The organism is Streptomyces sp. NPDC127092 (assembly GCF_042722475.1).
In the GTDB taxonomy this organism is placed as follows: Bacteria; Actinomycetota; Actinomycetes; order Streptomycetales; family Streptomycetaceae; genus Streptomyces.
The window spans coordinates 1-24,762 of record NZ_JBHXFE010000067.1 but is presented as its reverse complement, the minus strand read 5'-3'; the positions used below and the strand labels follow the sequence as shown (position 1 = coordinate 24,762).

The following is a 24,762-nucleotide window of genomic DNA, read 5'->3' as shown; positions in this document are numbered from 1 at the left end:
GCCATGACCGACAAGCTGCTCACCGGCGCCCTCGTCGAGGAGGCCGCCAAGAAGTCCGGCCTCATCTGGGTGCGGGGCGAGGCCCCGGCCGCCCGGCCGCTCTGGCACGTGTGGCACGACGGCGCCGCGCACGTCGTCGGTGACGGCCCGGGCGAGCAGCCGCTGCCCGGGCTGCGGGACGGCGGGACCGCCGAGATCACCGTGCGCAGCAAGGACAAGGGCGGCCGGATCGTCGCCTGGACCGCCGACGTGCGCGAGCTGACGCCGGGTACGGACGAGTGGGACGCGGCCGTCGCCGAGCTGAAGGGCAAGCGGCTGAACGCGCCCGACGGCGAGGCGATGCCGGAGCGCTGGGCACGCGAGTGCCGGCTGGTACGGCTCGACCCGCGTGCCTCGACGACCGAGCTGCCGGACGGCTCGCTGGCCGCCGCGCCGCTGCCGTCCCCGGGGATCACCCGCCGGCCGGTCCCGGCGGGTCTGCCGAAGCTCCTCCTGAAGCGGAAGCGCCGCAAGGCGTAGGCCCGGGCCCGGCCGCGCGCCGGCGCGTGAGCCGCGGGCGCCCGCCTGATGCCCAGGTGCGTGAGCCGCCGGCGCCGGCGCGTGAGCCGCAGGGCGCCGGGCCTGCTCGGGCGCCCGCCTGAGCCCTACGTCCGGGGCAGCTGCTTGCCGTAGTCGAGGGTCTGGCCCTTCGCGGGCTCGGTGAGCGGGAAGTCCTTGTCCCATTCGGACAGGATCACCACCCCCGCGCCGCCGCCGCGCGCGAAGCGCAGCGGGAAGGGCGTGCCCTCCAGGGAGACGTCGAGGGAGCCGCCCTCGCCGTCCTCGCCGCCCTTGACGTTGATGGTGCGCACGCCGCCGATCTTGTCGTGGTCGCCCTTGACGAGGTCGCCGTGCAGCCCGATGAGGCCGTCGAGCAGCAGGTCCATGTCGGTGAAGCCGCGCAGCTGCTTGTACGCGGGGTCGTCCTCGGGCACCTTCACGTACATGTCGTCGAGCTTGTCGGCGGCCTCGGACCCGGCTTCGTCGGAACCGGAGCCGGAGGCCGAGGAGGGCGCGGCCGACGGCTTGTCGTCGTCGTGCTCCCAGAAGGCCGCGTCCGCCTTCAGATAGAGCGCGTCGCCGACCCGCAGCAGCTCGAAGGTGCTGTTCTTCGTGGTCACCGAGCCCGCCGCGCCGTCGTCCTTCAGACGCATGTTGAGCTTGTACGTGCCGCCCTTGCTGACCAGCGTGCCGGACAGCCGTACCGCCTTCGCCGCGTCCGCCGCCGCTTGGGCCTTGTCCTCGATCGCCGTCGCTTCGAGCTTCCCGACGCCGTTGGTCCCCTCGTCGGGGTCGGCCGCGCAGGCGGTCAGCGCCGAGGCGAGGCCGACGCACAGCGCCAGCGGAACGACGGCCCCGCGGATGCGCGAGGTAGGACGGAGCACGGTCACCTGGGCACCTCTCGAGTCGGTGGGGGACGGGCCGGGGGGAACCGGAGCCGGTGGGGGACGGCAGACCGCAGCGTACCCGGGCCGGGTGACCGCTCCGCAGGCAGCCGGACGGGCGCTCTGCCGAAGCGGGGCCGCTCGGCACGGGCTAGCCTGAACCCGGCAAGCCGGGTCAAGAGCCCCGGACGGACCCGAATCGTGCGGCATCGAGGAGGCGCGTGGCATGGCGGCAGGCGCCCCCCGGATCTTCGTCTCCCACCTCGCCGGGGTCCCCGTCTTCGACCCCGTCGGCGACCAGGTGGGGCGGGTCAGCGACCTCGTCGCGATGCTGCGCGTGGGCCGCCGGCCGCCACGGCTGCTCGGCATGGTCGTCGAGGTGCTGTCCCGGCGCCGGGTCTTCGTGCCCATGACCCGGATCACGGGCGTCGAGTCCGGCCAGGTCATCACCACCGGCGTGGTGAACATGCGCCGCTTCGTGCAGCGCCCGACCGAACGGCTCGTGCTCGGCGAGCTGCTCGACCGGCGGGTGACGCTGGTGGAGACGAACGAGGAGGTCACCGTCCTCGACGTGGCGATCCAGCAGCTGCCCGCCCGCCGCGACTGGGAGATCGACAAGGTCTTCGTGCGGCGCGGCAAGGGCGGGGCGCTGCGCCGCAAGGGCGAGGCCATCACCGTCGACTGGTCCGCCGTCACCGGCTTCTCCCTGGAGGAGCACGGACAGGGCGCCGAGAGCCTGGTCGCCACCTTCGAGAAGCTGCGCCCCGCCGACCTCGCCAACGCCCTGCACCACCTCTCCCCCAAGCGGCGCGCCGAGGTGGCCGCGGCCCTCGACGACGACCGGCTCGCCGACGTCCTCGAGGAGCTGCCGGAGGACGACCAGATCGAGATCCTGGGCAAGCTGAAGGAGGAGCGGGCCGCCGACGTCCTGGAGGCCATGGACCCGGACGACGCGGCCGACCTGCTGAACGAGCTGCCGGAGGACGAGAAGGAGCGGCTGCTCACGCTGATGCAGCCGGACGACGCGGCGGACGTGCGCCGGCTCATGTCGTACGAGGAGCGCACGGCGGGCGGTCTGATGAACTCGGAGCCGATCGTGCTGCGCCCGGACGCCACGGTCGCCGACGCGCTGGCGCGGGTGCGCCAGCAGGACCTCCCGCCGGCGCTCGCCGCGCAGGTGTACGTGTGCCGGCCGCCGGACGAGACGCCGACCGGCAAGTACCTGGGCACCGTGCACTTCCAGCGGCTGCTGCGGGATCCGCCGTTCACGCTGGTGAGCTCGCTCGTGGACAGCGATCTTCCGCCGCTCGGCCCGGACACCCCGCTGCCCGCCGTGACCAGCTATTTCGCCGCGTACAACCTGGTGGCGGCGCCGGTGGTGGACGAGAGCGGCTCGCTGCTGGGGGCGGTGACGGTCGACGACGTCCTCGACCACCTGCTGCCGGACGACTGGCGGGAGACGGAGTTCCACGAGGAGGGGGTGCACGGTGGCTGATCGTGCTCAGGAGCGGGACCGCGAGCGGGAGCGGGAGCGGACGCTGCCGCGGATCCGGCTCGACCAGCCGCGGATCCGGCGGGCACGGCTGCTGCCGGAGTACGACCCCGAGGCGTTCGGGCGGCTGTCGGAGCGGATCGCCCGTTTCCTGGGGACGGGGCGCTTCCTCGTCTGGATGACGCTGACCATCCTGGTGTGGGTGCTGTGGAACATCTTCGCCCCGCAGGCGCTGAAGTTCGACGAGTACCCGTTCATCTTCCTGACCCTCGCGCTGTCCCTCCAGGCCTCGTACGCGGCCCCGCTGATCCTGCTCGCGCAGAACCGGCAGGACGACCGGGACCGGGTCAACCTGGAGCAGGACCGCAAGCAGAACGAGCGCTCGATCGCCGACACCGAGTACCTGACCCGGGAGATCGCGGCGCTGCGGATGGGCCTGGGCGAGGTGGCCACCCGCGACTGGATGCGCTCGGAGCTCCAGGACCTCCTGAAGGAGCTGGAGGAACGGAACGGAGAGCGGCACGGAGAGCGGCACGGAGAGCGCCGCGATCTATTCCCGCCGGACGGTTCCCGCCGGAGTGACGTACCCGACCGTTAACAACCTTTCATCAGCCGGTGCCCGTCGCCGTACCATCTCCCTATGGCTACGGAAGACGCGGTGCTCGAAGCACTGGCGACGGTGAACGACCCCGAGATCAACAAACCGATCACCGAGCTCGGCATGGTCAAGTCGGTGGAGATCGGCGACGACGGCAAGGTCGCCGTCACGGTCTACCTCACCGTCTCCGGCTGCCCGATGCGCGACACGATCACCCAGCGCGTCACGGACGCCGTCTCCCGCGTCGAGGGCGTCACCGGCGTCGACGTCACGCTGGACGTGATGAGCGACGCGCAGCGCAAGGAGCTGGCGTCGGCGCTGCGCGGCACCACCGCCGAGCGCGAGGTCCCGTTCGCCAAGCCGGGCTCGCTGACCCGGGTCTACGCGGTCGCCTCCGGCAAGGGCGGCGTCGGCAAGTCCTCGGTGACGGTCAACCTGGCGGCGGCGATGGCGGCCGACGGCCTGAAGGTCGGCGTCGTGGACGCCGACATCTACGGCCACAGCGTGCCGCGCATGCTGGGCGTGGACGGCCGTCCGACCCAGGTCGAGAACATGATCATGCCGCCGGCGGCGAACGGCGTGAAGGTCATCTCCATCGGCATGTTCACGCCGGGCAACGCGCCGGTCGTCTGGCGCGGCCCGATGCTGCACCGCGCGCTCCAGCAGTTCCTCGCGGACGTGTACTGGGGCGACCTGGACGTGCTGCTGCTCGACCTGCCCCCGGGCACCGGCGACATCGCGATCTCCGTCGCGCAGCTGGTGCCGAACGCGGAGATCCTGGTCGTCACCACCCCTCAGCAGGCGGCGGCCGAGGTCGCCGAGCGGGCCGGCTCGATCGCCGTGCAGACCCACCAGAAGATCGTCGGCGTGGTCGAGAACATGTCCGGCCTGCCGTGTCCGCACTGCGACGAGATGGTCGACGTGTTCGGCACGGGCGGCGGCCAGAAGGTCGCGGACGGCCTGACGAAGACCACGGGCGCGACCGTCCCGGTCCTCGGCTCCATCCCGATCGACGTGCGCCTGCGCGAGGGCGGCGACGAGGGCAAGCCGGTCGTCATCACCGACCCCGACTCCCCCGCGGGCTCCGCCCTGCGCGCCATCGCCGGCAAGCTCGGCGGCCGCCAGCGCGGCCTGTCGGGCATGAGCCTCGGCATCACGCCGCGCAACAAGTTCTGAGACGACGCGAAAGGGCGCCCCGCACGCATGCGGGGCGCCCTTTCGCGTGCCCTTAGGCGTACGCGGCCGGGCGGTGCCGTCTCAGGCGTACGCGCCCAGGTCCTTCACCTGCGCGAAGCCCAGGCCGTAGGCGCTCATGCCGCGCCCGTACGCGCCGATGTGGACGCCGGGGGCCGAGCCGGCCAGCACCCAGCCGAACTCGGACTCGCGGTAGTGGAAGGGCACCGGCACACCGTCCACGGGCAGGGACAGCGTCGACCAGGCGGGGCCCTCGAGGTCGTCGGCGAGCTCGAATGCCGTCTCCGTCTGCTGGTCCAGCCAGTTGTCCCGCAGGGCGTGGTCGAGCTGGGCGGGCCAGGTGTGGGCGAGGAGGCCGGAGCCGGCCAGCCAGGCCGCGGAGGAGACCGTGGTGGCGTCCAGGACGCCGGTGCCGTCGCCGGAGCGGCGTACGGGGTTGGCGGCGACCGTCACGACGACCGCGAAACGCTCCTTCTCCGCGCCGCCGGCCTCGGACTTTATCGACGGCTCGTCACCATGGCCCATCGAGCCGTGCTGCACGGTGCCGTCCGCCGCCGTGCCGATCTGCATCAGCCGGCGCGGTCCCGTGAACGCCTCGTCGAGCCCGTACCAGGCGAAGGGTGCGCGCAGAAAGCCGTCGGCTTCCACCCGACTCGTCGTCTTCATCTCGGCCGCCTCCTCGTTGCGTCAACAGAGGGAGGATAGCCACCTGGACGCAGTGGGTCGGTGACAGGCCGTCGTCAGGTGGCGTCCGAGTCGTACGGCGGGCGCTCGGCATTGTCCGGCTTGTCCTGCTTCTTCAGCAGGTCGGGGCTGCTGCCGTTGACCGCCGCGGGCGCGGAGGCGGGCGTCGACTCGCGGCCGTGGACGGCGTCGGCGACCTCGTTCATCTCCTTCTTGAGGTCGAAGGAGGAGCGGAGCTCCTTCAGTTCCTTCAGGTCCTCGTTCTCCGCGAGCTGCTTGCGGAGGAAGGTCTTGGGGTTGAGGTCCTCGAACTCGAAGTCCTTGAACTCCGGGCCGAGCTCGCTGCGGATGTCCTGCTTGGCGCTGTCCGAGAACTCGCGGACCTTGCGGATGAAGCGCGAGACGTCCTGGATCACCTTCGGCAGCTTGTCGGGTCCGAAGATGAGCACGGCGAGCACCACGAGCGTCACCAGCTCGAGTGCGCCTATGTCGCTGAACACCCTGTAGCTCCTTCTCGCCGGTCCCGGGCGGCCCGCTCCACGGTACCCGCCGAAACTGTCCGGCGGGTACAGCGTGGTGTCCTGCACATGGCCTCCAGGCGTTTGCCCGGAGGTCGCCTAGGCCGTTTCTTTCGGATCAGGGCCGGATAGGCCGCGGCGTCTGGTGCGGTGCATCGCAAGGCGCCGGAGCGTCGCGATAGCGGAGCTATCGGGGCGCTTCGGCAACGCAGCGAGGTGCCGTGCCAGGCGTCGCGGACCCGGCCAAGATCCGGAAGAGACGGCCTAGGCGCCCGTGGAGGAGCCCAGGGTCAAGGTCTTCGTCTGCTCCTTGCCGTCGCGCGTCACGGTCAGCCGCAGCCGGTCGCCCGGGCGGTGGGCGCGGATCTTCACGATCAGCTCCTCGCCGCTGTGCACGCGCTGGCCGTCGACCTTGGTGATCACGTCACCCGGGCGGATGCCGGCCTTGGCCGCCGGGCCGCCGGGCGTCACGGACGCGGCACCGCCCTTGCCCTTGTCGCCCACACGGGCGCCGTCGCCGGTGTACGCCATGTCGAGGCTGACGCCGATGACCGGGTGGGTGGCCTTGCCGGTGTTGATCAGCTCCTCGGCGACCCGCTTGCCCTGGTTGATGGGGATGGCGAAGCCGAGGCCGATGGAGCCGGACTGGCCGCCGCCCTCGCCGGAGGAGCCGTTGCCCGCGGCGCGGATGGCGCTGTTGATGCCGATGACCCGGGCCTGGGAGTCCACGAGCGGGCCGCCCGAGTTGCCGGGGTTTATCGGGGCGTCGGTCTGGAGCGCGTCGACGTAGCTGACGTCGCTGCCGTCGCCCTTCTCGCCGCCGGCGGTGATCGGCCGCTCCTTGGCGCTGATGATGCCGGAGGTCACGGTGTTGGAGAGGTCGAAGGGCGCGCCGATGGCGACGACCGGGTCGCCGACGCGGACGCTGTCGGAGTTGCCGAGCGGCAGCGGCTTGAGCCCGGAGACCCCGCGGACCTGGATCACGGCGAGGTCGTAGCCGGTGTCGCGGCCGATGAGCTTGGCGCGGGCCGATTCGCCGTTGCTGAACGTGACGGAGATCTCGCCGGAGGAGGCCGCCGCGTCCACCACGTGGTTGTTGGTCAGGATGTGGCCGCGGGTGTCGAGCACGAAGCCGGTGCCGGTGCCGGAGGAGCCGCTGCCGCTGACGTGGATGGTGACGACGCTGGGCAGCGCCTTGGCGGCGACCGCGGCGACGCTGCCGGGCGCGCGGTCGGTGTCCTCGGGACCGGCCTGCGGCAGTTCGACGGAGGTGAGGCCGCCGTTGCGCTCGACGTAGGCGCCGACGCCTCCGCCGATGACGCCGGTCACGAGGGCGAAGGCGAGGGCCCCGACGAGCGCGAGGCCGCGCCGCGGCTTGCGGGGCGGCTTGCCCTCGGCGGAGAGCGGCTGCGTGCCCCACGGGTCGTACACGGGCGTCAAGGGCGCGGCGTGCGGGGCGCCCTGCACCGGCGCGGGCGCCGGGTGCGGCGCCGGAGCCGGTATCGGAGCCTGCGTCATGGGCGGCGGTACGGGCCGCTGCACCGGCGGCGCGGGCGCCCACGGCCCCGGCTCGCCGTAGGGCGGCGTCCGGTACGGATCGGGGGCGTGCAGGGGCTGCTGCGCGGCCTGCGGCACGTGAGCCGGTACGGGCTCGGCCACGGCGGCAGCCCCGAGCGCGGGCCCGACAACGGGCGCGGGCCCGGGCGCCGGTACGGGCTGCGGCTCGGAAGGCGGGGCGGACGCCGGGTGCGGGGCGGGCTGCGAGAGCGGCGCGGCCGGCTCCGGCGCGGGCGCAGGCGCGGGGGATGCCTCTGCCGCCGGCCCGGAGGGCGCGGGCGCGGCCTCGGGCTCCGGTGCGGCCGTGGCCTCCGGCGCGGGGGCGGGCTCGGTCCCGGAGGGTGCGGGCGCGGCCTCTGGTGTTGCCTCGGCCGCCGACACGGGCGGCTCCGGCGCCTGCGCGGGCTCGGGGGACGCCTCGGCCGGCGGTGCGGCGGGTGCGGTCGTGGCCTCCGGCGCCTGCGCCGGGGCGGCGAGGGTGAAGTCGGCGTCGTCGGACGGCTCAGGCGGCCCGGCGGGTGCCTCGGGTGTGGTCGACGGCCGGCTCCACCATGTCGGCTTCCCGTTCTTCATGCTCTCCCCGCAACGGATGACCTGTCCGCGCCGCCCGCTTCACCGGGCGGCGCGCCCCTGTCCCTGGATTCAACCAGGTTGGATTCAACCAGGTCGCCGGTCAGCGCTGGGAGGGGCCGGGGACAGGAGTCGGGGCCGGGGAGCCGGACGGGGGGCCGGACTCGTAGGAGAGCCGGAGCGCCGGGCTCATCGGCCGGACGAACGGGGCGAGTTCGAGCCGGGCCGGGATGACCGTCGGCGGGGCCGCCTCCGGGGTCTCCTCGCGGCGCGAACCGGACGCGAAGGTCGCCGGCGCCCGCAGCGGCGTGACGTTGCTGCCGGTGCCCTGGCCGCCGCGCGGGGTGTCGATGGACAGGGTGCTGCTCAGGGCGATCGCGGCGAACGAGACCGCGCTGGCCGCCGCGAAGGCGAAGCGCCGTCCCCGCCCCGCGGAGCGGTCGCCGACCTCGTGGATGCGGAAGCCGGTGTCCGGGGTGACGGGAGCGGCCGTGGCGAAGCCGCCGGACCGCATGCCGCCGGATCGCGTTCCGCCGCCCCGCAGCAGGTCGTCGAAGGTCCCCCCCTGGTCAGAGGATCCCCCCGGCAGCCCCTGGAGGCGTGCGAGCAGCCCCTCCGAGGGCGGAGGGGGCGCGGTGGAGGCGAAGACGTTCTTCAGGGTGCGCTGCGCGTCGGCCTCGGCCTTGCAGCGGGCACAGGTCGCGAGGTGGGCGAGGACGCGCTCGCGCGCGTCATGGCCGAGCTCGCCGTCGACGAGCGCGGCGAGCCGGTCCCCGAGGTGGTGTTCCGCGAGTCGCTGCTCCTCGGGGGTCGCGGAGGGACTGGTTCCGCTCACGCCGTTCCGACCTCCCACCCGACCGCTGCGAGGGCCCGCTCCTGGCGCGCCTCGGGCGAGCGGTGCTTGAGCGCCTTGCGCAGGTGCGAGCGGCCGCGGTGGATGCGGCTGCGGACGGTGCCGAGCTTCACGCCGAGGGTCGCGGCGATCTCCTCGTACGAGAGGCCCTCGATGTCACAGAGGACGACCGCGGCGCGGAACTCGGGCGCGAGGGTGTCCAGGGCCTGCTGCACGTCGGCGTCGAAGTGCGTGTCGTTGAACGCCTGCTGAGGGGACGGCTCACGGCTCGGCAGCCGCTCGGCGGCGTCGTCGGCGAGCGCGTCGAAGCGGATCCGCTGCTTGCGGCGGACCATGTCCAGGAACAGGTTGGTGGTGATGCGGTGCAGCCAGCCCTCGAAGGTGCCCGGCGTGTACGACGACAGCGAGCGGAAGACCCGGACGAAGACCTCCTGGGTGAGGTCCTCGGCGTCGTGCTGGTTGCCGGTGAGGCGGTAGGCGAGCCGGTAGACCCGGCCGCTGTGCGTGCTGACGATCTCCTCCCAGCTGGGCGGAGTCCACGCCTGCGATTCCGCATCCGATGCGAAGGTCGCGGTGGTGGGTGCGGAGTCGGCGGTGCGGGAACGGTCAGCGGTGTCGGTCACGGATTTCGGCTCACCCGCCGATCCGAGAAGGCGCCGCAGCACTCCTCTCCGATCCACAGGCGCAGCCGCACCTCCCCTGTCGGCTCTGGTGGTGTCCAGTGGAGCCCCTACCATAGCCACCTCGCCCGTTAGCTCCGGATAAGAATCTTTACGCGAATTTGGGGCCGGCTCGCACCGGTGTCCCTCCTCGCTTCCCGTCTCCAGTAACGCGCAGTCCCATCTGCGGGTTCCCGCGCGCAGCGGATACAGTCGACGCCTGCGTCAATATGGCGTCGAAGACGGGGACAGGAGAGGGCCATTACCGCCAACCGGCAGACGAGCTTGGCGTTCGCCGACGCCTATGTCGCCGAGGACGAAGCGCTGCGCTGGGCCCGCGACCGGGCCCGGGAGACGGGGCTGCCCTCGGTGTCGCCCGGCACCGGCGCCGCCCTGCGTCTGCTGGCCGCGACGGCGGACGCCAAGGCGGTGGCGGAGATCGGCACGGGCACGGGCGTGTCGGGGATCTATCTGCTGCTCGGCATGCGCCCGGACGGCGTCCTGACCACCGTGGACGTGGAGCCGGAGCGGCAGGCGCACGCGAAGGCGGCGTTCCGCGCGGCCGGTTTCGCGGGCAACCGGGCGCGCTTCATCCCGGGCCGCGCGCTCGACGTGCTGCCCCGGCTCGCGGACGGCGGCTACGACCTCGTCTTCTGCGACGGCGACCGGCTGGAGCTCCTCGACTACCTCGCTGAATCGTTGCGCCTGCTGCGACCTGGCGGCCTGGTCTGCTTCGAGGGCGTCTTCGCCGACGGCCGGACCGTGGACTCGGCGGCCCAGCCGGCCGAGGTGCAGCGGATACGCGAGCTGCTGCGGACGGTGCGCGAGAGCCGGGAGCTGCTGCCGACGCTGCTGCCGGTGGGCGACGGCCTGCTGTGCGCGGTCCGCCGCGGCCCGTAGCCCTTCGCACGGCGCGGCCACGCGTCCCCGGCACACGCGCCGGCGCACGTCCCGGACCCACCGCCCCCCAGATACACCGCTGCCCCGGTGCGGTGGGTACCGTACCGGGGCAGAAGCGGAAAAGGAGGCGTCAGCCGACGACTTCCCGCAGCGCCTCTCCGAGCGCCTTGGCCTCGTCCGGGGTCAGCTCGACGACGAGCCGGCCGCCGCCTTCGAGCGGAACGCGCATGACGATGCCCCGCCCCTCCTTGGTCACCTCGAGCGGGCCGTCACCCGTCCGCGGCTTCATGGCCGCCATGCTCGTTCCCCTTCCTGAAACCAGCTCATCGTCAGCATCGAACACGATTGCTTCCCGGTCATTATCCCGCATCACAGGACCCGATGACCAACATCAGCTGGCATCGCTTCCGCAACGCGCTTTCACAAAGCCACACATTTCACCGATCCACCTGCGATACTTCGCCGCCACGACTCGGCCGCCGAACGGTGATTCTTTGACGCAGCTCACATGTGCGCGCGGGGTGATCTCCGCCATGCTGAGCAGGTCAGCGACGCAAAGACGCGAAGGGATCCCCGATGGCCGACACGGTGCTGTACGACGTGAGCGACGGGCTCGCCACCATCACGATCAACCGGCCCGAGGCCATGAACGCGATGAACGTGGAGGCCAAGGTCGCGCTCCGCGACGCGGCGGAGGCGGCGGCCGCCGACCCGGCCGTGCGGGCGGTGCTGCTCACGGCGGCGGGCGACCGCGCGTTCTGCGTGGGCCAGGACCTCAAGGAGCACGTGGGGCTGCTGCAGCAGGACAAGGAGTCCGGCACGAGCAACACCATGAACACCGTCCGCGACCACTACAACCCGATCGTGCGGGCCCTCGCCGGAATGGCGAAGCCGGTCGTCGCGGCGGTGAACGGCGTCGCGGCCGGCGCCGGCTTCGGCTTCGCGCTCGCCGCGGACTACCGGGTGGTGGCGGAGCACGCCTCCTTCAACACCGCCTTCGCCGGTGTCGCGCTCACCGCCGACTCGGGCATGTCCTGGACGCTGCCGCGCCTGATCGGCCCGAGCCGGGCCGCCGACCTGCTGCTCTTCCCGCGCTCGATCGGCGCCCAGGAGGCGTACGAGCTCGGCATCGTGAACAAGGTCGTGCCGGGCGACGCGCTCGCCGAGGAGGCCCTGAAGCTGGCCCGGACCCTGGCCGAGGGCCCGACCGTCGCCTACGCGGCCCTCAAGGAGTGTCTGGCGTTCGGCGCGGACCACTCGCTGGACGAGGCGCTGGAGAAGGAGGACGAGCTCCAGTCGAAGGCCGGCGCCTCGGCGGACCACACGATCGCCGTCCAGGCCTTCATCGCCAAGGAGAAGCCGACGTACCTGGGCCGCTGAGCGCCCGGACGCGGGCGCCGGCCAGGGCCTGCCCGCCCGGTTCACACCGCGGGCGCGGCGTGCGCCGCTAGGGGGTGTCCCGTCGATCAGGCCGCGAGCCCGGCATGATCGGCGGGACGCCCCCTAGCGGCCGGCGCCCCGCGCCGTGCAGTCCGTGACGTGGTCGTCGACCAGGCCGCAGGCCTGCATCAGCGCGTACGCCGTCGTCGGGCCGATGAAGCGCAGGCCGCGCTTCTTGAGGGCCTTGGACAGGGCCGTGGACTCGTCCGTCACCGCCGGGACGTCCTTGATCGTGGCGGGGCCCGGGCGGGTCGCCGGGTCCGGCGCGAACGACCAGATCAGCTCGTCGAGCTCGCCGGGGGCCCACTCGGCCAGCACCTTCGCGTTGGCGAGGGTGGCGTCGATCTTGGCGCGGTTGCGGATGATGCCCTCGTCGGCGAGGAGCCGCTCCCGGTCGGCCTCCGTGAACCGGGCCACCTCGGCGATCCGGAAGCCGGCGAACGCCTTGCGGAAGCCCTCCCGGCGGCGCAGGATCGTGATCCACGACAGGCCGGACTGGAAGGCCTCCAGGCACAGCCGCTCGAACAGCGCGTCGTCGCCGTGGACCGGGCGGCCCCACTCCTCGTCGTGGTACGCCACGTAGTCCTCTGTCGACAGGCCCCACGGGCAGCGCAGCAGGCCGTCCGGCCCCGCGATCGCCTTGCCGTCGCTCACGAGTCCTCCTCCTCGCCCTCCCGCCCGGCGCCGCCGGACCGCGCGGAGGCCAGGGCGGCCTCCAGGTCGGCGATGCGGGCGTCCCGCTCGGCGAGCTCGGCACCGAGGCGGCCGAGGACGTCGTCGACGTCCGCCATCCGGTAGCCCCGGGCCGCGACCGGCAGGCGCAGCGCCTCGACGTCGGACTGGTTGGCCGGGCGCGCGGCGGGCAGCGGGTCGACCAGCTGCTGGGGCGCCGCCTCGGGCAGCACCTCGCTGTCGCCGCCGCCGACCACCGCCAGCGTGACCGCCGCGACGACCACCACCATCGTGATCAGCAGAAACCAGAACACCTGCGCGCCTTTCCCCGTCCGTGGAAAACGTCCCGTGGCGATCGTGCCACGTGCGACCGACAGTTAGGGTCGCAGACGACGCAGGCGAGCTGCCGCGAGGGAGGACATAAGGGATGCTCCGCTTGGGACGGCGTGAATTCGGGCCCCACGAGCCGGTGATCATGGCGATCGTGAACAGGACCCCGGACTCCTTCTACGACCAGGGGGCGACCTTCCGGGACGAGCCGGCCCTGGCGCGGGTCGAGCAGGCCGTGGCCGAGGGCGCGGCGATCATCGACATCGGCGGGGTCAAGGCGGGCCCCGGCGAGGAGGTCACGGCCGAGGAGGAGGCACGGCGCACGGTCGGCTTCGTGGCCGAGGTGCGGCGACGCCACCCCGATGTGGTGATCAGCGTGGACACCTGGCGCGCGGACGTCGGCGAGGCGGTCTGCGAGGCCGGCGCGGACCTGCTGAACGACGCGTGGGGCGGGGTCGACCCGGGCCTCGCGGAGGTGGCGGCGAAGCACGGCGCGGGGCTCGTGTGCACGCACGCGGGCGGCGTGGAGCCGCGGACCCGGCCGCACCGGGTCGAGTACGAGGACGTGATGGCCGACATCCTGCGGGTCACGGTCGGGCTCGCGGAGCGGGCGGCCGCGCTCGGGGTGCGGCGGGACGGGATCATGATCGACCCGGGCCACGACTTCGGGAAGAACACGCGGCACAGCCTGGAGGCGACCCGGCGGCTCGGCGAGATGACGGAGACGGGCTGGCCGGTGCTCGTGTCGCTGTCCAACAAGGACTTCGTGGGCGAGACGCTGGACCGCCCGGTGAAGGAGCGGGTGCTGGGGACGCTGGCGACGACGGCGGTGTCGGCGTGGCTGGGGGCGCAGGTGTACCGGGTGCACGAGGTCGCCGAGACGAAGCAGGTGCTGGACATGGTGGCGTCGATCGCCGGCCACCGGCCACCGGCCGTGGCCCGACGGGGCCTGGCGTAGTCGGACCGGACCTGGCAGCCGGGCGGGCCTGGGGCGGTCGGGCCCGGGCCTGGCCTAGTCGGGCGGGTGCGGGGGCGGGGGCGCCCGGCGGCGCCCCCTCCGGATCCGCCTACCGGCCGACCTCCTTCGACACCAGCGCCACCGCCTCCTCCACGTCGTCCGTGACGTGGAAGAGCAGCAGGTCGTGCTCGGAGGCCTTGCCGCCCGCGACGACCGAGTCGCGCAGCCAGTCGACCAGGCCCTTCCAGTACTCCGTACCGAAGAGCACGATCGGGAAGCGGGTGACCTTGCGGGTCTGGACCAGGGTCAACGCCTCGAAGAGCTCGTCGAGGGTGCCGAGGCCGCCGGGCAGGACGACGAAGCCCTGCGCGTACTTCACGAACATCGTCTTGCGGACGAAGAAGTAGCGGAAGTTGACGCCGATGTCGACGTGCGGGTTGAGGCCCTGCTCGAAGGGCAGCTCGATGCCGAGGCCCACGGAGACGCCCTTGGCCTCGCGGGCGCCCTTGTTGGCCGCCTCCATGGCACCGGGGCCGCCGCCCGTGATCACCGCGAAGCCGGCCTCGACGAGGGCGCGGCCGAGGCGGACGCCCGCCTCGTACTCGGGCGAGTCGGGCCGGGTACGGGCCGAGCCGAAGACGCTGATCGCGCTCGGCAGTTCGGCCAGCGCGCCGAAGCCCTCGACGAACTCGGACTGGATGCGCATGACCCGCCACGGGTCGGTGTGCACCCATTCCGAGTCGCCTTCGGTGTCGAGCAGGCGCTGGTCGGTGGTGCCGGGCTGGACCTGGTCACGGCGCCTGACCACCGGTCCCAGCCGCTGCTCCTCCAGCTGCTTCGGCTCCTCGGGTACGCCCATGGCCTGCTCCTCTCACCGTTCCACTGATCGCCGGTAGGGATCTTCCGGTCCGGTCAGGGTAGGTCCACAGAGGTGAAGAAAAGCGAAATTACGGGAATCATTCCGTCAGCCAGTCGCGGAGGCGCGCCTCGCAGTGGTGGATCCGCTCGACGTGCACGTGCTCGTCGCGCTTGTGCGCGTAGAGGGGGTCGCCGGGGCCGTAGTTGACGGCGGGGACGCCGAGCGCGCTGAAGCGGGCGACGTCGGTCCAGCCGAACTTGGGCTGGGCGCTGCCGCCGACCGCCTTCATGAAGGCCGCGGCGGCCGGGTGGGAGAGGCCGGGCAGCGCGCCGCCGCTCTCGTCGTCGATCACGAACTCGGCGACGCCGCAGTCCGCGAACACCTCGTGGACGTGCGCCACGGCCTGCTCCGGGGAGAGGTCGGGGGCGTAGCGGTAGTTGACGGTGACCACGCACTCGTCGGGAATGACGTTGGTGGCGACGCCGCCCTCGATGCCCACCGCGTTCAGGCCCTCGTGGTACTCCAGGCCGTCGATGACCGGCTTGCGCGGCTCGTACGCGGCGAGCCGGGCGAGGATCGGGGCGGCGGCGTGGATGGCGTTGGAGCCCATCCAGGAACGCGCGGAGTGGGCGCGCTCGCCCGTCGTGCGCAGCTTGACCCGCAGGGTGCCCTGGCAGCCGCCCTCGACCTGGCCGTAGGAGGGTTCCAGGAGGACCGCGAAGTCGCCGGTGAGCCAGTCGGGGTGTGCCTCGGCGATCTTGCCGAGCCCGTTGAGGTGGGCGGCGACCTCCTCGTTGTCGTAGAAGACGAAGGTGAGGTCGCGGTTGGGCGCGGGCACGGTGGCGGCGATCCGCAGCTGGACGGCGACGCCGGACTTCATGTCGGAGGTACCGCAGCCCCAGAGCACGCCGTCCGCGTCGAGCCGGGAGGGCACGTTGTCCGCGATCGGGACGGTGTCGATGTGTCCGGCGAGGACGACCCGCTCGGCGCGGCCGAGGTTCGTGCGGGCGACGACGTTGTTGCCGTGGCGGTCGACGGTGAGGTGCGGCAGGGCGCGCAGGGCCCGCTCGATCGCGTCGGCGAGCGGCTTCTCGGTTCCGCTCACGGAAGGGATGTCGACGAGCGCGGCGGTGAGCGCGGCGCCGTCGAGCGTGAGGTCCAGCGAGGTCTCGGAAGGAGCGGTGTCAGCCATGTGTCGACCCTAACTCGGCCTCCAGTACGGTGGGGCGCGTGTCCGAGCCCAGCCGTCTCCCCCGTCCCGCCCGCCGCGGCCGTCCCGCCCGGCTCGTGGCGGCGTTCGCCGTGCTCCTCGGCCTGGTCGCGTACGTGGCGGTGCACTACGTCACGGGCAGCAGGGGTGCGCCGCGGTGCAGTGTCGGCAGCGGGACGAACCGGTACGAGTTCACCCCCGAGCAGGCGTCCAACGCGGCGACGATCGCGGCCGTGGGCACCTCGCGCGGGCTGCCGGAGCGGGCGGTGACGATCGCGCTCGCGACGGCGCTCCAGGAGTCGGCGCTGCGGAACATCGAGCACGGCGACCGGGACTCGCTCGGTCTGTTCCAGCAGCGGCCGTCGATGGGCTGGGGGACGCCGGAGCAGATCCTCGACCCGGTCTACTCGTCGGGGAAGTTCTACGAGGGCCTGGAGAAGGTGCCGGGCTACTCGCGGCTGCCGCTGACGGTGGCGGCCCAGAAGGTGCAGCGCAGCGGTTTCCCGCAGGCGTACGCGAAGCACGAGCCGGACGCGACGCTGCTGTCGGCGGCGCTGACCGGGCGGGCCCCGGCGGCGCTGTCCTGCACGGCGGACGTGGCGGAGGGCCGGCCGGGCGACCCGGCGCGGGTGCGGGCCGAGCTGGTGCGCGCGTTCGGCGAGGGGACGGCGCCGAAGCCCGTCCTGGGCGGCGCCGGCGCGGCCGGGGCGAACGCGGCCGGAGCGCCGGCCGTGGAGCTCTCGGTGCCGGTACGGGAGTCCCGCGCGTCGCGCGAGCAGCGCGGCTGGGAACTGGCCCAGTGGGCGGTGGCACGGGCGGGCGACCTGCGCATCGCGGAGGTCGCGTACGGCGACCGCGTGTGGGTCGCGGACGACTCCTCGGGCGACTGGGAACCGGCCCGCTCGAAGACCACGGGCACGGACGGCTCGACGGTCCTGATCCGCCTGGCGCGATAGCGGCAGCGGGGCACCTCACTGGACGGCCGGCGCCCGGCGGCGCCGGCCGCGGCATGCCGTCGCATCGGCGGCCGGTCGTACGGGTGGACAGTCGCGGGTGGGCAGACGCGGGTGGGCAGTCGCGGGTGGGCAGACGCGGGTGGGCAGTCGTGCGGGACGTCACTCGGACGTGTCATACGACCGGCGCGGCGCGAAGCTTTCCGGGCAGGTTTCCAGCGGGCTGACATGTCACCGCAAGATCCTTGTGGCACAAGGGAAGTGACGGTTCAGCAGGCAGCGGCCCATCGACACGTTCGTCCGCTTTCCTCCCCACCCGACAATACGACGCATTACCCAGTCTTTACCTTCGGCGTCCGCAACCTCCCCCGCCCCGGGGCCGGTTGTCACCGCGTAATCGACCTCGTCGTCCTCTTCGTCGAAGGAGCACCATGTCCCTCCCCCTGACCCGTCGGATCGCCCGTGCCGCCCTGCTCGTCGCGGCCGGAGCAGCCCCCGTGGTCGGTGCGGCCGGCTCCGCGAGCGCCCTGGACCAGAGCCTCGCGCCCACCGAGGCCCTGTCCGGTCTGAGCGTCCTCGACGCCGCGAACGCCGGCAGCGCCGTCGACACCGCCTCGCAGACCGCGACCGGCGTGGTCGGCAAGACCGGCGGCCAGGCCGTCGCCTCCGGCGTCCCGGCGGCCGGCAAGGCCGTGGGCGCGGCGGGCAAGACCGCCACCCCGGCCGCCCAGAAGATCGCCGGCGACACCGCGGGCCAGGCCGGCGAGGCCCTCGGCCAGACCGCGGGCGCCGCCACCGAGAGCGCCCAGGCCCCGGCCGCGGGCGCGCTGGGCGACGCCGTACCGAACACCGGCGCCCTGCCCGGCGCCGGCCTGCTCGGCGGCCTCCCGGTCGGCGGCTGACCACCGCCCCGCACACGAGGGCCCGGGGAGCAGCGGCTGCTCCCCGGGTCCTCTCCCGTGTTCCGGACGGCACCGGCCCGGGCGGCGGCGTCAGCCCAGGCGCTTCACGGCCGCCTCGACGCGCTCGTCGGTCGCCGTGAAGGCGACCCGGACGAAGCGCTCGCCCGCCGCGCCGTAGAAGTCGCCGGGCGCCACCAGGATGCCCTTGCCGGCCAGGTACGCCACCGTGTCCCAGCAGGGCTCGTCACGGGTCGCCCACAAGTACAGGCTGGCCTCGCTGTGCTCGATGCGGAAGCCGTGCGCCTCCAGCGCGCCGCGCAGGGCCGCCCGGCGGGCCGCGTACCGCGCCCGCTGCTCGGCCACGTGCGTGTCGTCGCCGAGCGCCGCGACCGTGGCGGCCTGGACCGGGGCGGCCGTCATCATGCCGCCGTGCTTGCGGATCTGCAGCAGCTCGCCCAGGACGGCCGCGTCGCCCGCGATGAACGCCGCCCGGTAGCCCGCCAGGTTGGAGCGCTTGGACAGCGAGTGGACCGCGACGATCCCCTCGTACGAGCGCCCGCAGACGTCCGGGTGCAGCACCGAGACCGGGTCGGCCTCCCAGCCCAGCTCCAGGTAGCACTCGTCGGAGAAGACGAGCACGCCGTGCTCGCGCGCCCAGGCCACGATCCGGGCCAGCTCGTGCTTGCCGAGGACCTTGCCGGTCGGGTTGGACGGGGAGTTGAGCCACAGCAGCTTCAGACCGGCCGGGTCGAGCTCCATCGGGTCGTCGTAGACGACGGGGGTGGCCCCGCACAGCCGCGCGCCGACCTCGTACGTCGGGTAGGCGAGCCGCGGGTACGCCACCACGTCACCGGCGCCGAGGCCCAGCTGGGTCGGCAGCCAGGCCACCAGCTCCTTGGAGCCCACCACCGGCAGCACGTTCTCGTGGACGAAGCCGGTGGCGCCGAGCCGGCGCTCGCACCAGTCGGTGAGCGCGTCCCGCAGCTCCTTCGTGCCCCACACCGTGGGATAGCCCGGCGAGTCCGCCGCCGCGACCAGCGCGTCCTGGATCAGCGACGGGACGGGGTCGACGGGCGTGCCCACGGACAGGTCCACGATCCCGTCCGGGTGGGCGGAAGCGGTCGCCTTGTAGGGCTCCAGCTTGTCCCAGGGGAAGACGGGAAGACGCGAAGAGACGGCGCTCACGGATTGGCTCCTCGTTGGTACGGAATACGCATCGGTCCCGTACAGCGCGACGCCGTACGGGACCGAGAGCGGATGATCAGCCGTTCTGCGGCGGCAGGGCGGCGATGAAGGGGTGGTCGCGCTCGATCAGACCGAGCTTGGAGGCACCACCGGGCGAACCCAGCTCGTCGAAGAACTCGACGTTCGCCTTGTAGTAGTCCTTCCACTCCTCCGGGGTGTCGTCCTCGTAGAAGATCGCCTCGACCGGGCAGACCGGCTCACAGGCCCCGCAGTCGACGCATTCGTCCGGGTGGATGTACAAGGACCGCTGGCCCTCGTAGATGCAGTCGACGGGGCACTCCTCGATGCACGCCTTGTCCTTGACGTCGACACAAGGCTGCGCGATGACGTAGGTCACGCTGTCGTTCCTCCTCAGTAGGGCTGGTCTGCGCGGGAGCGCGGTGTCGTCGATGCCCGCCCCTAGTATCTCCGTTCTTGGGGACGATCCGAACAGGAGGGGCGCAGAAGCTGTGGAATTCACCGGCGGAGGACGGCTCGAGGTCCGTATTACCACGGCTGACGTGGGAAAACGCGTCTCTGTTCGGTACGTGACGGAGCCGGGGGACCCGGGCGGGGCGTTCACCGACGCGGTCGGGGTTCTCACATCATGGGACGACGGTGTGCTGCTGATCACACGCCGGACCGGTGAGGCCGTCCGCATCGCGGAACCGGCGCTCGTCGCCGGCAAAGTCGTCCCCGCCGCCCCGGCCCGCCGCCGCGGCCCCTCCGCGACCTTCCCCGAACTCGCCCGGGCCGCCGCCCGCGCCTGGCAGCCGGTGGAGAGCGAGGCGCTCGGCGAGTGGACCCTGCGCGCCGCGTACCAGGAGGTGCCGGGCGAACCCGGTCCGCGAGGGACGGCGGCCGGGCGCCGGGTGGGCTTCACCCGGCGGGCCAACTCCGTCCTCCCGCTCGGCGAGCCCGGCCTCCCGCTGGACGCCGCCCTGGAGCGCGTACGGGAGTGGTACGCGGCCCGGGGCCTGCCCGCGTACGTGCAGACGGCGACGGGCGCGGAGAACACCCAGGAGCTGCTGTCCGCCGAGCTGGAGCGGCGCGGCTGGGTCCGGGAGGTCACGGCCGAACTGCGGATCGCCGCCCTGGCGCCGATCGGCGACACGGACGCGGACGTCACGGAGGTACGGCTCACCCGGTCCGTCGACGACGGGTGGCTGCGCCGCTACCAGCGCTCCACGGAACCGGGCCCGCCCGCCCCGTCCGTCCTCTCCGTCCTGGGCAGCGGCCCGAGTGTGTGGTTCGCGTCCGTACCGGGCACGGAAGACATACCGGCGGCGATCGGACGCTGCGTGGTGGACGGCCGCTGGGCCGGCTTCATGGCCGTCGAGGTCGCACCGGAGCACCGCCGCCGCGGCCTGGCGACGGCCGTCATGACGGCGCTCGCCCGCCGGGCACTCGACGAGGGCGCGTCGGCCGCCTGGCTCCAGGTGGAGTCGGACAACGACGGCGCCCGGGCGCTGTACGACGGAATGGGCTTCACCGTGCACCACCACTACCACCACTACCGCTGGACGGACGTGTGACCGACGAAGGCGACGTGACCGACTGGCGGCGGGAGTTCGCGGAGGAGGCCAGGTCCGAGCGGCCCGACCTCGCCCGGCTCTGCCTCCTGGTCTGCGCCGTGGCCGACCCGGCGATGACCCAGGCCGACCTCGACGCCGCCGAGATCGAACTCGACCGGCTCGCCGGGCTCGTGCCGTACGGGACGCGCGGCGCCGACGCGTGGGTCGCCGCCCTCGCCGACGTCCTCGGCCGCCAGGCGGGCTTCCAGGGCGTGCCGGCGGACTACCAGCGCCTGGAGTCCTCGCTCCTGCACGAGGTGCTGCGCCGGCGGCGCGGCCTGCCCATCCTCCTCTCCGTGGTCTGGATGGAGGTGGCCCGCAGGGCCGGGGCGCACGTGTACGGCCTGGGGCTGCCCGGGCACTTCGTGATCGGCTTCGGCGACCCGGCCGAACTGCGGCTCGCCGACCCGTTCGCCGGGGGCCGCGCCATGACCGGCGCGGACGCGGAACTCCTGGTCGCGGGCGCCACGGGAGAGGCGCTCGACCCGTCGATGCTGCGGCCGGCCACACCGGCGGCGATCGTGCTGCGCATCCTCAACAACATCCGCGCCTGGGCCTCGACCCGCCCCGAACGCTCCGACGTCGCCCTCTGGGCCGTGGAACTCTCCCTCCTCCTCCCCTCCCACCCGGCCCGCCTGCGCTACGAACGCGCGGAGCTGCTGGTGCAGCGCGGCGACTTCCTCACCGGGGCGGCGGAGATGGAGGCGTACGCGACGATCATGGACGCGGTGGAACCGAGCGCGGCGGAGACAATCAGAAACCGCGCGAAGGCGGCGCGGGCGCGCCTGAATTAGGGCGGGGCGCTAGGCGGCGGGACGGCGGCGGGCGCGGAGCCATCGGACGCCCTTCACGGCGTAGACCGCCGACATGAGCACGAACCCGGCCAGGGTGAGCAGCATCCAGGACTCCGCCACCCACAGGCCCAGCAGCGCGCCGCCGAGCAGCAGCAGGGAGCCGACGGTCTCGCCGAGATCCAGCCGGGCGACGGACCGAGCCGCGGCGTCGTCGGCACGCATGCGCCGCAGCACCGGCACGAGCCCGAGGAGTTGGAGGAGGATCCCGCCGAGCAAGAGCCAGCGGATGGCGGGGGGCATGTCCACGCGGGGACTGTATCGGCCGTGAGGCTGCCGCACATGGCGAAGAGGTGAACGCCCTCGGCAGGGGAGGAACGGAGCGGCCGGATTCGAACCGGCGTCCTCGCGGTTTTGGAGACCGCGCGCGTCGACCTCTGCGCTACGACCCCGCCCTCGCGGGACAGCTTAGGGGGCGTACGCGGAGGGGGGCGAGGCGTTTTGGGGGTGGGGCGGGGCGGGGTGGCGGGTCTCTGAGGCCGTACGGGGCGGGTGTTTCGGGTGGGCTTCTGGTGCGGCCGCCCTTGATCCGAGTGTGGCCCCCTCCACCACCGCGTCAAGGGCGCTCCCTTCGGTCGCGTCGCTTCGCGATGGCCTTGCGGCCACCCTTGACCCGGCGGCTCCGGGAGCCTGTTCACACTCGGAGGGCGGCCGGGGGGCCCGGCCACGCGGACCGGCCCGGGTAGCCATTCCCGCCGTAGGCGGATGGCGGGCCGGTGGGTGGGGGCTCGGTTAGTGGCCGGGGCGGATGGAGCCGTTACCCTCGGTTGGGGGTGCGCGGCAGTGGAATGGGGTGCCCATTCGAGGCTTAGCGGCTGCCGCCCGTCGTCTGGCCGGGGTTCATGCCCCGCTGGTCACTCTCGGTGGGTGGGACGGGTGGGTGGCCGGGGCCGGTGACGTGCAAACGTGGATATCCCGGGCTGCCGTGTGACGGAAGAGAGCGGATGTGACGAGAGAGGCGACCCTGTCCCCTCGCGATCCACCTTTGCTCGCACCCACCGCGCCAACCGCCCTGCACGCCACCTTCGTTGAGCTGTGTTGTGCCGCAAGTGACTTGTGTGACTCCAGAGGCGACGCAGACACCCTTCCCACCGAACTGGGGCCGCCCGGGCGTGCAAAGTGGGATCTCGCGCGACCTCGGTGTGACAAATGGTGCTCGTGTGACATGAGAGGCAAGGCCGGTGGCTGCCAGGCCCCGGGATATCCACGTTTGCACGCGACCGGCCTCGGCCACCCACCATCCACCCACCGGGAGTGACCAGCGGGGCATGAACCCTGGCCGGAAGACGGCCGATGGCCGCTAAGCCCGGAATGGGCACCCCATTCCACGCCCGCGCACCCCGAACCGAGGCAAACGGCCCCACCCACCCTCGCCACAAACCGAGCCCCACCCCACCGGGGAGCACATGCCCCCCGACCGGAGCGATACCCGGCCCCCCAACCCACGCAGCCGCCATCCGCCTACGGCGGGAATGGCTCCCCGGGCGCGTCCGCGTGGCCGGGCCCCCCGGCCGCCCTCCGAGTGTGAACAGGCCCCCGGAGCCACCGGGTCAAGGGTGGCCAAAGGCCATCGCGAAGCGACGCGACCGAAGGGAGCGCCCTTGACGCGGTGGTGGAGGGGGCCACACTCGGAACAAGGGCGGCCGCACGGTGCCCGTTTCAGGGCGGCCACCCGTACGGACCAGGGACCCGCCACCCACGTCCCCCGCAGCCCGCGTGTCCCCCCGCCGAGGCCGGCGCGGCGCGCGTCACTGTGTGAGCGGAACCGCACACACAGCCACAGGCGCAGACACAGGCGCAGACACAGGCCCCTCACCGAAAGGCGTTCCATGGCAACCCCCCACGGCCTCGGCAGCTTCGTCGCCCACACCGGTACCGACGTCTACGGCCCCGGCAAGGTCATCGGCGTGGACGGTCAGCACCGCCGCGTCCGGTTCGTGCACTTCGCCGGGACCATCAAGGTGTCCGACCTCCGCCCCGCCACCGCGAGCGAGACCCGGCAGGTCAAGGAGTGGCTGCGGGCGAAGAAGCAGCGCTACGGCGGCGAATGGTGACACCGCCTCCCCGCTCGACCGCCCCTCCCCCGCCGCCTTCGGCCGGCCCCGGTCAGGGCCGGCCTCAAGGGAGGAGCGGTTCGCGCGTGGCGCGAGCGGGCCCGCGGCCGTCAGCCCTCGCCGCTCAGGTCGATCGTCTTCGTCCGCTCGGCCTTCGTCTTGCCGCGCAGCGCGTCGCGCATCACGAAGGCCACGTCGTCGGCGTTCACCTGGTGCTTGGAGCCGTCCGCCTTCGTGATCATGATGCCGTCGAAGACGCCGTCGAGCAGGTCGTTGATGGCCTGCTTGTCGTAGACCTCGACCAGACGACCGTCGACGGCCTTCATGGAGAGGATCTTCGGCAGCGAGCGGGCCGGACCGAAGTCGATCTGCTTGGCACCGGCCTTGATGGTGATCTTGTCGGACATGGCGGGCTGGGCGAACTCCTCCATGGCCCGGTCGAGCTCGTCCTTGGTGATGGTCGGCTGCCGGGTGACGACGGGCAGCTCGACGGTGTTCGCCTTGCCCGTCTCGACCTGGGCGCGGTACGCGTCCTTGACCGCGATCATCGAGCGCTGGACGTCCAGGCCCTTGCCCGGCTTGCCCTCGACCGCCGTGACCTTGTTCGGCGCGAAGACGATGGTGCCTTCGGTGACCGAGCCGGACGTGCCGGCCAGGTCGGTGAGGGCGACGCCCAGCTTCTCCTCGTCGACCGGGAAGACCGGCTGGGCGACGCGCTCGCCGCCGAAGAGCGAGCCGATCACGGAGACCGGGTTGTAGTCGCTGCCGGCGGCGGCGCGCACGGTCTCCTGGGCGTCCAGGGCGAGGCCCGCCTTGTCCGGGGCGAGCTCGGCCTTCTTCCCGCCGATCTCGAGCTGGAGCGGGGAGTTCGCGCGCTTGCCGAGGGCCGACTCCAGCTTTTCGACGGCCTCCTCCTTCGTCCCACCGCCGATGTCGACGCCGAGGACGGTGGTGCCCTTCGGGACGTCGGAGTGGTTGAGGAGGAGTCCGGCGCCGTAGGCGACACCGGCGAGGCCGAACACGCCGACGCCGAGCAGGACCAGCTTGGAGCGGCCCTTCTTGGCGGGCGCCGGCTTGGGAGCCGGTGCGGGCTTCGGGGCGGCGGACGAGGCGGCCGCGGCCGGTGCGGGGCGCTCGCCCCGCTCCGGGATGCGCGGCGTCAGGTCCGGTCCGGACCGCGGTCCGGGCGTCTGTCCGGGCTGCGGGACGACCGGCATGCCGCTGGTGAGCGTGGCGCCGGAGACGTGCCCCCGGTCGCCGCCGCCCCCAGGGCCGCCCCCAGGGCC

At 73.0% G+C, this 24,762-nt stretch carries 27 protein-coding genes and 1 tRNA gene; 12 read left to right on the top strand and 16 right to left on the bottom strand.

The features are described 5' to 3' along the window. Positions 1–3: 3 nt before the first annotated feature. Positions 4–519 carry a hypothetical protein gene (locus ACFWJO_RS35460; protein WP_386871997.1) on the top strand — a complete coding sequence of 172 codons (516 nt, stop codon included), beginning with the start codon at positions 4–6 and terminating at the stop codon, positions 517–519. A gap of 125 nt (positions 520–644) precedes the next feature. Here the strand turns inward: ACFWJO_RS35460 and ACFWJO_RS35455 are convergent, their stop codons facing one another. Beyond that, positions 645–1,430 (bottom strand): hypothetical protein, encoded by a 786-nt coding sequence (locus ACFWJO_RS35455; protein ID WP_386871995.1) that lies wholly within the window; start codon positions 1,428–1,430, stop codon positions 645–647. Between the two features lie 220 nt (positions 1,431–1,650). Between ACFWJO_RS35455 and ACFWJO_RS35450 the strand changes: the two genes are divergently transcribed. From ACFWJO_RS35450 to ACFWJO_RS35440, 3 genes are read left to right on the top strand one after another with little or no spacing between them, the layout of a single operon-like run. Further along, positions 1,651–2,919, top strand: coding sequence for a magnesium transporter MgtE N-terminal domain-containing protein (locus ACFWJO_RS35450; RefSeq protein WP_386871994.1), 1,269 nt, complete (start codon positions 1,651–1,653; stop codon positions 2,917–2,919). Beyond that, positions 2,912–3,514 carry a DUF1003 domain-containing protein gene (locus ACFWJO_RS35445; protein ID WP_386871992.1) on the top strand — a complete coding sequence of 201 codons (603 nt, stop codon included), beginning with the start codon at positions 2,912–2,914 and terminating at the stop codon, positions 3,512–3,514. Before ACFWJO_RS35450 ends, ACFWJO_RS35445 begins: the two co-directional genes overlap by 8 nt. 42 nt (positions 3,515–3,556) lie before the next feature. Continuing rightward, positions 3,557–4,690 carry an Mrp/NBP35 family ATP-binding protein gene (locus tag ACFWJO_RS35440; RefSeq protein ID WP_386871990.1) on the top strand — a complete coding sequence of 378 codons (1,134 nt, stop codon included), beginning with the start codon at positions 3,557–3,559 and terminating at the stop codon, positions 4,688–4,690. A gap of 81 nt (positions 4,691–4,771) precedes the next feature. Here ACFWJO_RS35440 and ACFWJO_RS35435 read toward each other — a convergent pair whose 3' ends face one another. The 5 genes from ACFWJO_RS35435 to sigE all read right to left on the bottom strand — a co-directional run bounded on the left by ACFWJO_RS35435 (position 4,772) and on the right by sigE (position 9,627). After that, the gene (locus ACFWJO_RS35435) at positions 4,772–5,374 is read right to left on the bottom strand and encodes a hypothetical protein (RefSeq protein WP_386871989.1); all 603 of its coding nucleotides are present in this window, start codon (positions 5,372–5,374) and stop codon (positions 4,772–4,774) included. Between the two features lie 74 nt (positions 5,375–5,448). Further along, the gene (locus ACFWJO_RS35430; protein WP_386871987.1) at positions 5,449–5,892 is read right to left on the bottom strand and encodes a sec-independent translocase; all 444 of its coding nucleotides are present in this window, start codon (positions 5,890–5,892) and stop codon (positions 5,449–5,451) included. A 282-nt stretch (positions 5,893–6,174) separates the two neighbouring features. Beyond that, positions 6,175–8,040, bottom strand: a complete 1,866-nt coding sequence (locus ACFWJO_RS35425) for a S1C family serine protease (RefSeq protein ID WP_386871985.1) — start codon at positions 8,038–8,040, stop codon at positions 6,175–6,177. Between the two features lie 100 nt (positions 8,041–8,140). Beyond that, positions 8,141–8,872 (bottom strand): anti-sigma factor family protein, encoded by a 732-nt coding sequence (locus ACFWJO_RS35420; protein ID WP_386871983.1) that lies wholly within the window; start codon positions 8,870–8,872, stop codon positions 8,141–8,143. Then, the gene (sigE, locus tag ACFWJO_RS35415; RefSeq protein ID WP_384419559.1) at positions 8,869–9,627 is read right to left on the bottom strand and encodes an RNA polymerase sigma factor SigE; all 759 of its coding nucleotides are present in this window, start codon (positions 9,625–9,627) and stop codon (positions 8,869–8,871) included. The genes ACFWJO_RS35420 and sigE overlap by 4 nt, the downstream gene beginning before the upstream one ends. 150 nt (positions 9,628–9,777) lie before the next feature. Here sigE and ACFWJO_RS35410 point away from each other — a divergent pair, with 150 nt between their 5' ends. Further along, positions 9,778–10,449 (top strand): O-methyltransferase, encoded by a 672-nt coding sequence (locus tag ACFWJO_RS35410; RefSeq protein WP_384419571.1) that lies wholly within the window; start codon positions 9,778–9,780, stop codon positions 10,447–10,449. A gap of 130 nt (positions 10,450–10,579) precedes the next feature. On the opposite strand, the gene ACFWJO_RS35405 is transcribed toward ACFWJO_RS35410, so the two are convergent. Continuing rightward, positions 10,580–10,747: a DUF3117 domain-containing protein gene (locus ACFWJO_RS35405; RefSeq protein WP_376632111.1), complete on the bottom strand. Its 168-nt coding sequence runs from the start codon at positions 10,745–10,747 to the stop codon at positions 10,580–10,582. 278 nt (positions 10,748–11,025) lie between these two features. Between ACFWJO_RS35405 and ACFWJO_RS35400 the strand changes: the two genes are divergently transcribed. Beyond that, positions 11,026–11,829, top strand: coding sequence for an enoyl-CoA hydratase/isomerase family protein (locus ACFWJO_RS35400; protein WP_386871981.1), 804 nt, complete (start codon positions 11,026–11,028; stop codon positions 11,827–11,829). Between the two features lie 123 nt (positions 11,830–11,952). Here ACFWJO_RS35400 and ACFWJO_RS35395 read toward each other — a convergent pair whose 3' ends face one another. Continuing rightward, positions 11,953–12,543, bottom strand: coding sequence for a DNA-3-methyladenine glycosylase I (locus ACFWJO_RS35395; RefSeq protein WP_386871979.1), 591 nt, complete (start codon positions 12,541–12,543; stop codon positions 11,953–11,955). Then, entirely contained in the window at positions 12,540–12,875 is a 336-nt protein-coding gene (locus ACFWJO_RS35390) for a hypothetical protein (RefSeq protein ID WP_384419551.1), read from the bottom strand. Before ACFWJO_RS35390 ends, ACFWJO_RS35395 begins: the two co-directional genes overlap by 4 nt. A gap of 113 nt (positions 12,876–12,988) precedes the next feature. Between ACFWJO_RS35390 and folP the strand changes: the two genes are divergently transcribed. Further along, positions 12,989–13,849 (top strand): dihydropteroate synthase, encoded by an 861-nt coding sequence (gene folP / locus ACFWJO_RS35385; RefSeq protein ID WP_386871977.1) that lies wholly within the window; start codon positions 12,989–12,991, stop codon positions 13,847–13,849. A 109-nt stretch (positions 13,850–13,958) separates the two neighbouring features. On the opposite strand, the gene ACFWJO_RS35380 is transcribed toward folP, so the two are convergent. After that, positions 13,959–14,708: a TIGR00730 family Rossman fold protein gene (locus ACFWJO_RS35380; protein WP_384419545.1), complete on the bottom strand. Its 750-nt coding sequence runs from the start codon at positions 14,706–14,708 to the stop codon at positions 13,959–13,961. Between the two features lie 97 nt (positions 14,709–14,805). Then, complete coding sequence (gene dapE / locus ACFWJO_RS35375; protein WP_386871975.1) at positions 14,806–15,900, bottom strand: succinyl-diaminopimelate desuccinylase; 1,095 nt, start codon at positions 15,898–15,900, stop codon at positions 14,806–14,808. Between the two features lie 38 nt (positions 15,901–15,938). Between dapE and ACFWJO_RS35370 the strand changes: the two genes are divergently transcribed. Together ACFWJO_RS35370 and ACFWJO_RS35365 are read left to right on the top strand one after the other, a co-directional pair. After that, positions 15,939–16,874 (top strand): hypothetical protein, encoded by a 936-nt coding sequence (locus tag ACFWJO_RS35370; protein ID WP_386871973.1) that lies wholly within the window; start codon positions 15,939–15,941, stop codon positions 16,872–16,874. Positions 16,875–17,302: 428 nt separating this feature from the next. Next, positions 17,303–17,773 (top strand): ATP-binding protein, encoded by a 471-nt coding sequence (locus tag ACFWJO_RS35365; protein ID WP_386871971.1) that lies wholly within the window; start codon positions 17,303–17,305, stop codon positions 17,771–17,773. Between the two features lie 90 nt (positions 17,774–17,863). Here the strand turns inward: ACFWJO_RS35365 and ACFWJO_RS35360 are convergent, their stop codons facing one another. Continuing rightward, the gene (locus ACFWJO_RS35360; RefSeq protein WP_386871969.1) at positions 17,864–18,958 is read right to left on the bottom strand and encodes a bifunctional succinyldiaminopimelate transaminase/glutamate-prephenate aminotransferase; all 1,095 of its coding nucleotides are present in this window, start codon (positions 18,956–18,958) and stop codon (positions 17,864–17,866) included. Positions 18,959–19,034: 76 nt separating this feature from the next. Then, positions 19,035–19,355 carry a ferredoxin gene (gene fdxA / locus ACFWJO_RS35355; protein ID WP_010474859.1) on the bottom strand — a complete coding sequence of 107 codons (321 nt, stop codon included), beginning with the start codon at positions 19,353–19,355 and terminating at the stop codon, positions 19,035–19,037. A gap of 112 nt (positions 19,356–19,467) precedes the next feature. Here fdxA and ACFWJO_RS35350 point away from each other — a divergent pair, with 112 nt between their 5' ends. Continuing rightward, complete coding sequence (locus ACFWJO_RS35350; RefSeq protein ID WP_386871966.1) at positions 19,468–20,532, top strand: GNAT family N-acetyltransferase; 1,065 nt, start codon at positions 19,468–19,470, stop codon at positions 20,530–20,532. Further along, on the top strand, positions 20,529–21,365 hold the full coding sequence (locus ACFWJO_RS35345) for a tetratricopeptide repeat protein (protein ID WP_386871964.1): 837 nt from the start codon (positions 20,529–20,531) through the stop codon (positions 21,363–21,365). The genes ACFWJO_RS35350 and ACFWJO_RS35345 overlap by 4 nt, the downstream gene beginning before the upstream one ends. Positions 21,366–21,374: 9 nt before the next feature. Here the strand turns inward: ACFWJO_RS35345 and ACFWJO_RS35340 are convergent, their stop codons facing one another. Together ACFWJO_RS35340 and ACFWJO_RS35335 are read right to left on the bottom strand one after the other, a co-directional pair. Continuing rightward, positions 21,375–21,665, bottom strand: coding sequence for a hypothetical protein (locus ACFWJO_RS35340; protein ID WP_386872011.1), 291 nt, complete (start codon positions 21,663–21,665; stop codon positions 21,375–21,377). Positions 21,666–21,739: 74 nt separating this feature from the next. Continuing rightward, positions 21,740–21,815, bottom strand: a tRNA-Trp gene (locus tag ACFWJO_RS35335). Positions 21,816–23,251: 1,436 nt separating this feature from the next. Here ACFWJO_RS35335 and ACFWJO_RS35330 point away from each other — a divergent pair. After that, complete coding sequence (locus tag ACFWJO_RS35330; protein WP_386871963.1) at positions 23,252–23,476, top strand: hypothetical protein; 225 nt, start codon at positions 23,252–23,254, stop codon at positions 23,474–23,476. 110 nt (positions 23,477–23,586) lie between these two features. On the opposite strand, the gene ACFWJO_RS35325 is transcribed toward ACFWJO_RS35330, so the two are convergent. After that, a partial coding sequence (locus ACFWJO_RS35325; protein ID WP_386871961.1) for a hypothetical protein occupies positions 23,587–24,762 on the bottom strand: 1,176 nt, incomplete at its 5' end.